A 12,205-nucleotide genomic window follows, 5' to 3' on the forward strand; every position below is an offset into this window, starting at 1 on the left:
TGGGCTATGCCGTGATCGAAACAAACAAGTTCGACGACTGGCGCCGCTTCGCCCGCGACGCCATCGGCATGCACTGCGACGACATGGCACCCGACACGATCCGCTTCCGCCTCGATGCCAACGAATGCCGCATCCTGCTGCGGCGGGGACCGGCCGAAGACGTCGTCGCACTGGGCTGGCACCTCGATGACCACGCGACCTTCGACGAAGTCAACCGCCGCGTCATCGACCACCAAGTACCCGCCGTCGAGGGCACCGACGAGGAAGCCAAACTGCGCGGAGTCGAACGCTTCCTGCGCTTCCCCGGACCCAACGGACTCACCCAGGAGATCTACACCACCGCCCGCACCGCACCACTGCCCCTGCACATACCCGGCACCGGATTCGTCACCGGCCCAGGCGGACTCGGCCACGTCGCCCTGTTCACGAAGAAGCCGCACCAGATCCGCGGCTACTACAACCACGTCTTCGACGCGCGACTATCCGACTACATCGACGAGACGATCAACAGACTGAAACTCAAGATCCGATTCCTGCGCGTCAACGAACGCCACCACTCCGTGGCCATCGCATCAGTCAACGCCCTACCCATCAACCCCATCCGCACCCGAGTCCAGCACGTCAACACCCAGGTCGCCACACTCGACGACATGGTCACCTCCTACCAGCGGGTCAAAGAACTCGGCTTCCACATGGCCATGTCCGTCGGCCAACACACCAACGACAAAGAACTGTCCTACTACGCCATGACCCCTTCAGGATTCGAATGGGAGGTCGGCTGGAACCCCATCCTCGTCGACGAATCCACCTGGAAACCCACCACCCACCAAGGCATCAGCATCTGGGGCCACACCCCAGAAGGACAAACCGTCATCGACAAACTCGACATGTTCGCCGTCGCCGCACAATCGCTGGTCCACCACGAAGACACCATCAAGGCGCTCAGCAAACCCGGGATCGCCGACAACTAAACACAGTGAGCGCGAGGACCGCGGTGCTGTGCACGACACTCATCACCACCTCATCCCACCGGATTACCGCAAAGCGCTACAGAAAGCAGGCATCGACGAGATGCCCAGCCAGGTCTGTGATCGACAGGGAATCGAGCGCGCGATCATCTCTCGAATTCGAGGAGACGGGAGCACTGAATCGCCTCCCATGTCCACTCAGCACGCAGCACGGATCCGGCACTCCATGCCGCGCAATGCCGATTCCTTCGGCGAGGTCGAGGGCGCTGACGACGCTGCTCTATTTTCACAGGAGGCCATCGCGGAATTGGTGAAGGTCGGCGCCCTCCAGCACAACAGGTCTACCCGTGGGTGCCATGGCGAGCGGTGGCGGGCCACCGCGCCAGCAGGTCGGACCTCGTCTGCGAGTGTTCCCAGCGGGCAAGCTCGTCAGCCGATGCGAACCTGTACACCACATGCCACAACTCGCCGACGTGCCCCGGCCGAGCAGACCCGCCCCGAGAAATCCGTCGAATGCCGATGCGGCCCGCGTCAATCCGACACCCACGTCTCGAACTCGACCTCTTTGCCGGGCAGAACACGACGGGCAACCAACACAGTGACGGGTCCGTCGGTTTCGCCGGGCGCGCTCATCCCACGCCGCCGGCGATCAACTAAGCTCGGCTGACCAGTCCCGCTGTTCGAGCGAGTCCCTGATGTGCAGCAGGAACTTCGACGCGGTCGAACCGTCGAACGCTCTGTGGTCGTACACCATTCCGATGATCCCTACCGGGTGGATCGCGATGGCGTCACCGATCGCGACGGGGCGACGCTTCACGCCGTCGGTGCACAAGATCGCGACGTTCGGTTGGTTGATGATCGGCGACGACGCGTAGCTGGCGAAGGGGCCGGGATTCGTGATGGTGAAGGTCGAGCCCTGCATCTCCTTGTTGGGCAGCTCTTTCGCTCGTGCCGCTGCCGCTTTCGTCGCGATCTGGCTGGCGATTCCACGGATGTTCAGGCTATCGGCGTCCCTGACGACCGGCACCACCAGTCCCTGCTCATCCAGATCCACTGCGACACCGAGGTTTACATAGGGGTGAAGCGTCATCGTCTTGGATTCGAGGTCGATCGACGAGTTGACCGTCGGGAACACTCGCAGCGCGTCACAAACCGCCCGAGAGATGAAGGGCAAGTAGCTCAACGATGCACCAGTCTCCTTCTTGAACCGGGCTTTGTAATCGGTACGCACCCGTTCGACATTGTCGAAATCGACTTCCACAGATGTCCACACCGATGCGGCCAGCGTCTGTGACGTCTTGAGCGTGTCCGCGAGAATCAGCCGCATTCTGCTGAGCGGCACCACTTCGTCCCGGCCGTCGGTGCCGGCCTTCGACGCACAGGGCGCAGCCGCGGTGCGTGCAGTGGCCGCTGCCGGAGCAGCGGGCACTGTCGGGCCGGCGGCGATCGCGTTCATCATGTCCTCGCGCCGGATACGACCACCGACACCCGTTCCGGCAACCGTTGTGACGTCGATGCCGTGCTCGGCGGCGAGCCTGCGCACCAATGGCGACAACAACCGTCCGCCTGCGCTATCGCGGCTGACCGGTGCCGCGCCGGTCAGCGCATTGACTGCACTCGGACTCTCGACAGCGGCCGGCCTGCTGCCGCCGCCGGCCGGTCCGACGACCTGTGAGCCGGCCGCCCCGATGCGTGCCAGCACGGTACCCACCGGCACCGTCTCACCGGCGCTGACGAAGATGTCCAGCACCTTCCCGTCGTACGGGCTCGGGATCTCCGAATCCACCTTGTCGGTGGACACGTCGAACAGCCGATCATCGAATGCGACGTCGTCTCCGACGGCCTTGAACCACGTGCCGATCGTGCCCTCTGTGACCGACTCACCCAGTTTCGGCATCGTGATCTCGAAAATCTCACCCGTGGCGGACGGCGAGAAGTCGGCGCTCTCGGTCGTCGGACCCTCCGATCCGCCGACCGACGGCGCGGACGGATCGTTGAGTGATCGTCCGCCGGCCGCCGCCACCCCGTGTGCGGCCGAAGGGAGTCGGTTCGGCACCGTGGCGCCCTTCCCGCCGATCCGCATGATCGCGGCACCGACCGAGACGGTGTCGCCCTCTTGCGCCAGAACCTCAAGGACCACACCGTCGTACGAGCTCGGGACCTCGGTGTCGACCTTGTCGGTCGATACTTCGAACAGCGGGTCGTCGAACTCGACTTCGTCGCCGACGTTCTTGAAGAAGGTGCCGATCACACCCTCGGTCACCGACTCACCCAACTTCGGCAGGGTCACAACCCATGTCTCGTCGGACATTTCAATCGCCTCCAGAGCTGGATCAGCCGTGCAACGATCGGCCGGAGAATGTAATCATCGTCTCGCCGATTGCCTCGGAGAGGCTTGGATGAGCGTGGATGAGCGAGCCGATATCAGACGGCAAGGCCTCCCAGTTGACCGCCAAATAACCTTCGTGGAGCAGCTCACTTGCCCACGGCCCGACCAGATGCAAGCCCAGTAGCGGACCACCGCGCGCCGCAACGACTTTCACAAGGCCCTCGGTGTCGCCGACGATCATTGCGCGTCCGTTCCCGGCGAACGAGTGCTTGTGCACTTCGACATCATGTCCGGCGTCTCGCGCCTCGGCTTCGGTCATGCCCACCCATGCGACCTCAGGATGTGTGTAGACCACCCAGGGGACTTTGCCGTAGTCCACCGGAACAGGATTCTCACCCAGCACTGACTGAACTGCGACGACTGCCTCGGCGTAGGCGACATGCGCCAGTCCCGGTGTGGGCACGCAGTCACCGATCGCGTAGACGCCGGGACGGGTGGTTTGCATCGTCGAGGTGTCGACCGAAATGAACCCACGGTCAGACACCTCGACGCCGGCCTCCTCCAAACCCATCCCCTCGCTGACCGGACGGCGACCGATGGCGACAAGCAGCTGGTCGACCTCGATCTTCTCGGAGCCTTTCGGAGTCTCGAACGGGACGAGTACACCATTACTGGTCGCCTCGACAGCCCCGACGCGGGCTTCCGAATGAATGTCTGTGCCGCGCTTGGCAAGAGCTTTCGCAAGGACGTCCGCTGTGTCGCGGTCCGGACCAATCGGAAGTACGCCGTGCGGAAGCGCCTCCAATAGCGTTGTCTGAACCCCGAAGTCGGTGTAGACCGACGCGAATTCGGCGCCGATGACGCCGCCGCCGATCACCGCAACCCGTTCGGGAAGTTTTTTGGCCTCGCTGTTCGTCGCTTGATCGGATGTGATGACGCGCTCGCCGTCGACCTCGAGACCCGGCAACGACCGCGGTTCGGAACCGGAGCAGATGATCACGGCCCCGCTGCTCATCGTCTGGCCATTGACCGCGACGGCACCTTCCGGTGTCAGCGAGCCGAACCCGTCCACGACCGTGACCTTGCGCCGCTTGAGCAGTCCCGACAGGCCCTGATGGAGGGTGGACACGATGCCGCTCTTCCGCTTGTTGACCGCCCGCCAGTCCGCCGCCGGGTTTGCGCCGGCGCCAAGCCCGATGCCGAAATCGCCCGCATGGTGGACTGTTCGGAACACCTCCGCGGCCTGCAGCAGTGCCTTGGCCGGGATACAGCCGCGATGCAGGCAGGTGCCGCCGACCGCCCGCTTCTCGACCAGCGCCACTTTCTGGCCGGCGGAAGCGGCGTACAGCGCGGCCGCGTAACCGGCTGGGCCGCCGCCAAGCAAGACGATGTCGAAATCGGTCACGCTCTCGCCACCTCTCGTAGCGTCTGCGCGATCTCGGCCGGCTGCGGGATCATCGCATCCTCCAGCGCAGGGCTTGTCGGAACGGGTATGTTCTTCGCCGCGATACGAGCCACCGGTTGGTCCAGATGCCAGAAGCATTTTTCCTGCACCTCGGCCGCAATCTCTGAGCCGAACCCGAGTCTGCGCGCGGCTTCGTGCAGGACCACCGCCCGTGCGGTCTTCTTGACCGACGTGACGATCGTGTCGATGTCCAGCGGCACCAGCGTCCGGATATCGATGATCTCGACTGAGATGCCTTCTTTGTCCAACTCGTCCGCGATTTCGACGCCCTGCGACACACCGGCTGAATAGGTGATCAGTGTGACATCGCGGCCCTCGCGGACTACCTTGGCGTGCCCTAGCGGAATGGGGTCGAGGTTGATCGGTCCGTCGCTGCGCAACCGCCGGTACAGATACTTGTTCTCCAGGTATAGGACCGGGTTGTTGTCCCTGATCGAGCTGATCAGCAGCCCCGCCGCGTCCTGCACGGAACCGGGCATGACGATCTTCAGCCCGGGCACGTGCGCAAAGTAAGACTCAACGCTCTGGGAGTGTGTGGGGCCGGCCCGCAGCCGGGCACCGAACGGCGCCCGCAGGGTCACCGGCATCGCGTCACCTGTGCGGTAGTGGTGCCTCGCCAGCACGTTGACGATGGGATCGAACGCGCATGAGATGAAGTCGGCGAACTGGTACTCGACAATCGGGCGCAGTCCGACGAGCGCGGCGCCTGCTGCGAGTCCGGTGAATCCCGTTTCGGCGATCGGAGTGTCGACCACACGTCGCGGCCCGAACTTCTCCAGGAAGCCTTTGGTCACTTTGAAAGCGCCGCCGAACTGGCCGACGTCTTCGCCGATCAGAAAGACGTCGGGATCGGCCTCCATCTCCGACATCATCGCCTGGCCGATGGCCTCGAGATAGGTGACTCCCTCGGTGTCACTTTCAGTCGGCATAGACACCCTCCTCGACCGTGCTCGCATCCGGCATCGGGTCGGCCAGCGCCTTACGGCGCGCGTCGATCGCATGCTGGCGAGCCTTTTCCCGAGTCTCTTTTGCGGTGGTGTCGCTGAGCACACCGCCGTCCAGCAGCAGTCGCTCGAAGAGTTCGACGGGGTCTTTCTTCCGCCACTCCTCGAACATCTCGCGCGGCACATAGTCTGCGGGGTCGTGCTCGGCATGGCCGTGCATGCGCATCGTCACGGCCTCGATCAGCGTTGGACCCTCGCCCTGCCGGGCTCTCGTGACGGCTTCGTGGACCGCGTCATAGACGGCGAGTGCGGCGGTGCCGTCCACCTTCACACCGGGAAATCCGTACGCCGCGGCCTTTCCTGCGAAGTCCTTCGACGCCGTCTGCATGCTGACCGGGGTGGAGTAGGCGAACTGATTGTTCTCGACCACGAAAATACACGGCAACGTCAGCGCCCCAGCCATGTTCAGCGCCTCGTGGAAGTCCCCGCGCGATGTGGAGCCGTCGCCGCAGAATGCCAGACAGACCCGATCCTCGCCCCGGTACTTGGCCGCGAATGCCATTCCGGTCGCGACGGGAAAGTTGGCTGGAATGTGGCTGGGCAGGTTGTAGATACCCAGATCGAGACGACCGTAGTGCAAGGTGCCGTCCCGCCCACCCGTTGGCGAGGTGGCCTTGCCCATGAAGCTGGCCATCACCTGCCACGGTTCCATCCCCCGGCACAGATGTGCGCCGAGGTCGCGATGGATCGGTGCCATGTAGTCGCCGTCGCTCAGGGCGGCCGCGGACCCGACCGAGATCGCTTCGTGCCAGTGGCCGGTGTATAGCGAGCCGAGCAGATCGCCGCTCTTGTACATCGCGACCATTCGGTCCTCTACCGCCCTGGTCAGAACCATCATCTCGTAGATTCGTACGAGCAGCTTCGGGTCACGGGCGGCCAGCGCGTCATGGGCTGACTGTGGCTTGGATTCGGTTGAGGTGGCCATCGATTCGTCCGGCTCTCAGTTCGACATGACGCGGAATTTGGTTGCCAGCGCAGGGATCACGAGGCTTTGGGTAAAAATGACTCCCGGACCCGAACCGTGGATCAAGAGGACGGTGTCGTCACCGGAACCATCCTCGAGGTAATTCGTTTCGATTCCGTTTGCGATTGCAGTGGCGCCGATCTCCGGCTTCGCCGTAGCTGTCATGTTGCTCTCCGTCTACAATTCCGTTGTTCTGTAGTGCATCTCGACCGCCGATACAGGCATGGTCAGTCGTAATACCGGAAGACGAGCTCGGCTACGCAGCACGGCTTCGACGAGTTTTCGATCTCATATGTCAGGCGGTAAATGGCTTCGGCGCCGCCTTTCAGTTCGTTCACCTCTATCACCTCAACATGCATCCGGCTCCGTGAGCCCACCTTCAGTGGCGCGGGGAATCGGACCTTGTTGAGCCCGTAGTTCAAGATCACGTTGAATCCGTTGACGATACATACCGACCAGAGCAGCCCGGTCGCCGTCCCCAAGGTCAGGAACCCGTGCTGAACTGTGGTGCCGAACGGGCCCTTCGCCGCGCGTTCGGGATCGACGTGGATGTACTGCTCGTCACCCGTCAGTTTGGCGAAGGTGTCGACATTGTCCTGCGTGGTCTCGACCCAGTCGCTGACCCCGAGCACCGTGCCGACTCGCTCGCGCAGCCCGGCAAGACCCTCGAGGACGAGCGGCTGCCGCGTCTCACCTGGTGCGGCATCAACACTCATTGATTTGATCCTTCGTCAGTCCGTGCGGAACACGCTCCACCTGCGCTGTTGCGAGGTGGACGACGGCGCGCTGCACTGCTTCAGTCAACACCCGTGGGGGTCGATTCGCCAGCGCCAACGGGGCTCTCGCCCCCCGGCTCGCGCGGCTACGAAGGAGCGGGACAACCCCTGTTGCGGAATCCCGTAACGTCACACACATGGGTGCAGGCCAGCCGAATTCGGACGAGCTTCGGGGAAAATCCGTCTTGGTGACCGGCTCCACCTCCGGCATCGGTCTTGCCATCGTCCACGCTTTCGCGGCGCGCGGCGCGAGTGTGACGGTCAACGGTTTCGGTGATCGTAACGTCATCGAGGGTGAGCGGCGCAGTATTGAAGAGCGGTTCGGCGTGCCAACACGCTATTCGAATGCCGACGTCACGAAACCCGATGAAATTGAGGACATGATCAGCGGCACGGAGAACGCCTTCGACGCGGTCGATGTCTTGGTCAACAACGCCGGCATCCAGTTCGTCGCGAATATCGAGGAATTTCCGATCGACAAGTGGAACGCGGTGATTGCCACCAACTTGTCGGCCGCGTTCCACACTTGTCGGTGTGCGCTGCCCGGGATGAAACGCAGGGGATGGGGCCGAATAATCAACATCGCGTCTGCGCACGGGTTGCGGGCCAGCGCGGGGAAGGCGGGATATGTCGCAGCCAAACACGGCCTCGTCGGGCTGACCAAGGTGGTTGCCATCGAAACCGCCAACTGCGGCATCACCTGCAACGCGATCTGCCCCGGGTGGGTGATGACGCCTCTGGTCGCCCAACAGATCGCAGCTCGTGCCGGCGCGTCGGGGCAAACGTTCGAAGAAGTCCAACGCGACCTTGTCGCTGAGAAGCAGCCGATGCTGCGTTATACGCGTCCCGAAGACATCGGTGCCCTCGCCGTCTTCTTGGCCAGCGACGCCGGCGCAACGATTACCGGAGCCTCCTACTCCATGGACGGCGGCTGGACCGCCCGATGAACACGTTGCAATTGACCTCCGTCCACACCGCCACCCTCGGACGGGTTGCTGCGTCGATGACCCAACTTGCTTAACCGGTGGGGCTGGTCTAGCTTGTCGTCCCTAACGAGGAGGTCAAGTCAAGCCACGAGCGCTTGGTAGACGAGCTGGCGCAACTGCTGGCGGATGGGATGGGTGCTAGAGGGCAGCAGCTGGGTGAAAAACATCGCCGTCAGCTCCTCGGCCGGATCGACCCAGAAGGCGGTGCTGGCCGCCCCGCCCCAAGCGAACTCGCCCGCACTCGACAGCGTCTTGGCCTTGATCACATCCTTCAGCACCGAGAAGCCGAGGCCGAAGCCGAAGCCGTTGAACGGTATCTCTGCGAACAGCGGCCGCGCATAGGCTTCGAGATCGACGTCGCCGGGAAGGTGGTTGCTCGTCATCAGCGCGACTGTGCGGGGGCTGAGCAACCTCATCCCGTCCAATTCGCCTCGGCGCAAGAGGAATTGGGTGAACCGGTGGTAGTCGGCGGCCGTGGACACCAAGCCGCCGCCGCCCGACAGGCAGTCGGGCAGCCCGTGGCCGACCGCGCCGAACGCGTCGTGCCGGACCGCCTTTCGCGTCCCCGGCTGCGGCACGTACAGGGCAGCGAGATTCTCGCTCTCGGTGCCGAACGATGTGTCGTTCATGCCGAGCGGGGCGAAGATCCGCTGCCTGAAGAACTCATCAAGCTGTTGTCCGGACACGACTTCGATCAGCCTGCCGAGCACGTCCGAAGAGACTGAATAGTTCCATTCGCTGCCAGGCTCGAATACCAGTGGCAACTGCGCCCATCGCTCGACGCAGGCAGCGAGATCAAGTCCTGGCGGCGTGCCCCAATCGAACCCGGCCGCGCGGTACATCTCGTCAACGGGATGCGCGTGGTGGAACCCGTAGGTCAGGCCCGAGGTATGGGTGAGCAGGTGCCACAATCGGATCGGTTCGATCGCCGGCTCGGTGAGCGGATTGAGGGCGGAACCCTTGACGTAGACCCGAGGTCGCGCGAACTCGGGCAACCAGCGAGCGATCGGATCGGTCAGGTCGAAGGCGCCCTCTTCGAAGAGCATCATCGCCGCGACCGACGTGACCGGCTTGGTCATCGAGAAAATGCGCCACAGGGTATCGACCCCGACCGGCCGCCCGGCCTCTACGTCGGCGTGCCCGCACCGCGACAGGTGCGCGACTCTGTCGTGACGGCTGACCACGATGAGCCAGCCCGGCAGTAGGCCCTCCTCGACATACCGGGCGAAGTGGCGGTCGATCCGCTCGAGCCGGCCCGCGTCAAACCCGACTTCCTCCGCGTCCGTGTCCACCTTCAGCTCCATCGCCATGGGGGGCATCATCGACTCGCAGTCAACGCGACGTCAACGCGGCCCTACCGCATCCGCCCCGGCGGCTTGCGCCGTCGACACGATCCCGTCGACCGACAGGTCAGCCTGTACCGGATGGCCGCTCGACGCCGCGAGGGCGCAGGGGAAGTGATGCCGGGTGACGTTCAGTCGCAGCAGAAGCCGGCCCAACACCCAGGCGCGTACGGAAAGCCTTACGGTGCAACGGATACCGTGCGGGCAGTCATCAGCTCTGGTGGACGTAGGTACCGGGAGCCGGCCCGAGCGGCGGAAGGTCTGGGCCGCCGAGGGTCTGCGGCGCGTCAACTTCGGGACCGCTGCGCTCGCGCAGCCAGCTCACGTAGTCGGGCCACCAGGAATCCGACTTCTTCTCCGCGGACGTGACCCAGTCTTCAGGCGTTGAGTCGTCGACCTGGCCGACCCGAAACGATGCCCTGGCATTTCCCGGCGGGTTCACGAGCGCCGCGATGTGTCCGCTTGTCGAGAGAACGAACCGGTTGTCCTTGCTGCCCAGCAATTGCGCACTGCGGTAACAGGCTTGCCACGGGGAGATATGGTCAGCGACCCCACCGATGATGTAGGAGTCCGCGGTGATCGCCGACAGGTCGACCGGAGTTCCGAGCATGCTGACCGCGCCCGGGGTGGTCAGCGCGTTGTGTACGGCCATCAGCACCAGATCCTTGTGCAGTGCGGCGGCCATCCGTGTGGTGTCGGCGTTCCAGAACAGCACGTCGAACGCTGCTGGGGAGCGACCCTGGACGTAATTGTTGACCCAGTAGCGCCACACCAGGTCGGTCGGACGCAGCCACGCGAACACCTCGGCCATGGCTCTGCCGTCGAGGTAGCCCTTGATGGCGGAGGCCCGGATCGCGGCCTGCGCCCCGCGTTCGCTCAGGGCCGCGGAAGCGAAACCGGCCTTGCTCTGGTCCAGCACGGTGACCGCCAAAGTCAGGCCCGCGATGCGGTCGCCCTCGCCGATTTCAGCGAGGTGTGCCGCGACCATCGACGCGAGGATGCCGCCCGAGCACGTGGCCAGCAGGTGCGCACTGTCGGTCCCGGCAATCTTCTGCACCGCATCGAGTGCCTCGATGATCGCGGCGCCGTAAGTGTCGGAGCCCCAATCACGGTGCCGGGCCTGTGGATTGCGCCAAGAGATCGTGAAGACTTGCTGGCCCTGCTGCAGGAAGTACTCGGTCATGCTGCGTCCCGGCGCGATATCGAGAATGTAGTACTTGTTGATCACCGGTGGGACGATCAGCAATGGAACGGCCCGTACCGTCGGTGTCTGCGGTGCGTAGTGGATCAGCTCGAACGTCCTGGTTTGCAATACCACTCCACCCTTGGTGGTGGCGACCGTCTCCCCGACAGCGAACGCGTTGGGCTCGACCATGGCGGGAACCCTTGGCCGGGTGAGCATGTCGCGAGTGAAGGCTTTCAACCCGCGCAGTGCGCTCAAGCCCCCGGTTTCTATCAGTGCCTTCCAGCCGAGCGGGCTGATCAACGGATTGTTGGTCGGCGCCAGACCCTCGATGACGTTGTCTAGAACGAACCGCATCTTTTCCGAGTCCCGCCAATCCAGGTTCGCGTCCGCGAATAGGTTGTCGGCGGTTTCGGCCGCGGCCAGGTATGCCTGCATGGTCCGTTTCAGCAACGGATTCTCCCGCCACGCTGGGTCTGCGAAGCGCTTGTCGACCTTGGCGGGGACCCGTTCGGACTTGCCGGCGGCGATGGTGGCGAGTTCGCGGGTCAGGATGGAGCCGCGGCCTGCGACTGTGCGGGGCTGCTTGGCGAGGCTGACACCGAATCGTGTCAGTGGCCCGCGCGGAATCATTCTGCTGGCGATGCTCCGGGTGGAGTTGGTGAGCAGGAGGTCGAGGGGGGCTGCCAACTCGTCGGGATTCTTGATCTGGCTTGTCATGGTGACTCTATGCTTTCGATTGCAGGAATGGTGATTTCGCGGCGGAGGTGGCGTCGAATACCAGTCGGATGTCGTCGAAGTCGGGCAGGGCGAGCAGCCCGTCGATGCCTTGCGAAGAGGCGGCCACGCCAAGACGTTTAGCTCGGGCCAGCCCGTCGGATTGGGGGTCGATCCCGATCATTGCCGCCATGGCTCTTACTCGAAACTCACGGTGACCGTGCCGAGCCCGCTGATGACGGCCGACGCGTGGTCGCCCGCCACGACGAATGACGCGGTGGTGTATGAGCCGGACATGACGAACTGGCCGGGCTCGATGGCGGTGCCGTAGCGGGCCAGCGCGTTGGCCAGCCAGGCCACGGCTGCAGCCGGATCGCCCAGCACGGCAGTCCCGGCGCCGGTGCCGACCACCGTGTCGTTCACGGCGAGTGTGGCGGTGGTTTCGGGCAGCGGCGCCACGTCGCGGATCG

At 64.1% G+C, this 12,205-nt stretch carries 11 protein-coding genes and 1 pseudogene; 2 read left to right on the plus strand and 10 right to left on the minus strand.

The annotated features are described in order from the left end of the window. Positions 1 to 971, plus strand: a 971-nt coding sequence (locus tag VKI00_RS13665; RefSeq protein ID WP_324438165.1) for a VOC family protein, incomplete at its 5' end; no start/stop codon positions are given. Positions 972 to 1,617: 646 nt separating this feature from the next. Here the strand turns inward: VKI00_RS13665 and sucB are convergent. From sucB to VKI00_RS13695, 6 genes are all read right to left on the minus strand, one after another. Then, positions 1,618 to 3,279, minus strand: a complete 1,662-nt coding sequence (sucB, locus tag VKI00_RS13670) for a 2-oxoglutarate dehydrogenase, E2 component, dihydrolipoamide succinyltransferase (RefSeq protein WP_324438167.1) — start codon at positions 3,277 to 3,279, stop codon at positions 1,618 to 1,620. A gap of 22 nt (positions 3,280 to 3,301) precedes the next feature. Further along, a complete protein-coding gene (lpdA, locus tag VKI00_RS13675) occupies positions 3,302 to 4,702 on the minus strand; it encodes a dihydrolipoyl dehydrogenase (RefSeq protein ID WP_324438169.1) in 1,401 nt (466 codons plus the stop codon). Further along, a complete protein-coding gene (locus VKI00_RS13680; RefSeq protein WP_324438171.1) occupies positions 4,699 to 5,691 on the minus strand; it encodes an alpha-ketoacid dehydrogenase subunit beta in 993 nt (330 codons plus the stop codon). Before VKI00_RS13680 ends, lpdA begins: the two co-directional genes overlap by 4 nt. Continuing rightward, entirely contained in the window at positions 5,681 to 6,691 is a 1,011-nt protein-coding gene (locus VKI00_RS13685; protein WP_324438173.1) for a thiamine pyrophosphate-dependent dehydrogenase E1 component subunit alpha, read from the minus strand. Before VKI00_RS13685 ends, VKI00_RS13680 begins: the two co-directional genes overlap by 11 nt. A gap of 15 nt (positions 6,692 to 6,706) precedes the next feature. Continuing rightward, complete coding sequence (locus tag VKI00_RS13690) at positions 6,707 to 6,895, minus strand: alpha/beta hydrolase (protein WP_324438175.1); 189 nt, start codon at positions 6,893 to 6,895, stop codon at positions 6,707 to 6,709. A gap of 62 nt (positions 6,896 to 6,957) precedes the next feature. Next, positions 6,958 to 7,446: a MaoC family dehydratase gene (locus VKI00_RS13695; RefSeq protein ID WP_324438177.1), complete on the minus strand. Its 489-nt coding sequence runs from the start codon at positions 7,444 to 7,446 to the stop codon at positions 6,958 to 6,960. Between the two features lie 197 nt (positions 7,447 to 7,643). On the opposite strand from VKI00_RS13695, the gene VKI00_RS13700 reads away from it, so the two are divergent. Then, complete coding sequence (locus VKI00_RS13700; protein ID WP_324438179.1) at positions 7,644 to 8,453, plus strand: 3-hydroxybutyrate dehydrogenase; 810 nt, start codon at positions 7,644 to 7,646, stop codon at positions 8,451 to 8,453. A gap of 119 nt (positions 8,454 to 8,572) precedes the next feature. Here VKI00_RS13700 and VKI00_RS13705 read toward each other — a convergent pair whose 3' ends face one another. From VKI00_RS13705 to VKI00_RS13720, 4 genes and pseudogenes are all read right to left on the minus strand, one after another. Beyond that, complete coding sequence (locus tag VKI00_RS13705) at positions 8,573 to 9,802, minus strand: serine hydrolase domain-containing protein (RefSeq protein WP_324438181.1); 1,230 nt, start codon at positions 9,800 to 9,802, stop codon at positions 8,573 to 8,575. A gap of 244 nt (positions 9,803 to 10,046) precedes the next feature. Then, positions 10,047 to 11,738 carry a PHA/PHB synthase family protein gene (locus tag VKI00_RS13710; RefSeq protein ID WP_324438183.1) on the minus strand — a complete coding sequence of 564 codons (1,692 nt, stop codon included), beginning with the start codon at positions 11,736 to 11,738 and terminating at the stop codon, positions 10,047 to 10,049. Positions 11,739 to 11,775: 37 nt separating this feature from the next. Then, positions 11,776 to 12,006: pseudogene (locus VKI00_RS13715) on the minus strand (hypothetical protein); the annotation flags it as partial. Further along, positions 11,934 to 12,205, minus strand: a 272-nt coding sequence (locus VKI00_RS13720; protein ID WP_324438185.1) for a fumarylacetoacetate hydrolase family protein, incomplete at its 5' end; no start/stop codon positions are given. The pseudogene VKI00_RS13715 and the gene VKI00_RS13720, both read right to left, overlap by 73 nt.

The organism is Mycobacterium sp. (assembly GCF_035314665.1).
Classification (GTDB): Bacteria; Actinomycetota; Actinomycetes; order Mycobacteriales; family Mycobacteriaceae; genus Mycobacterium.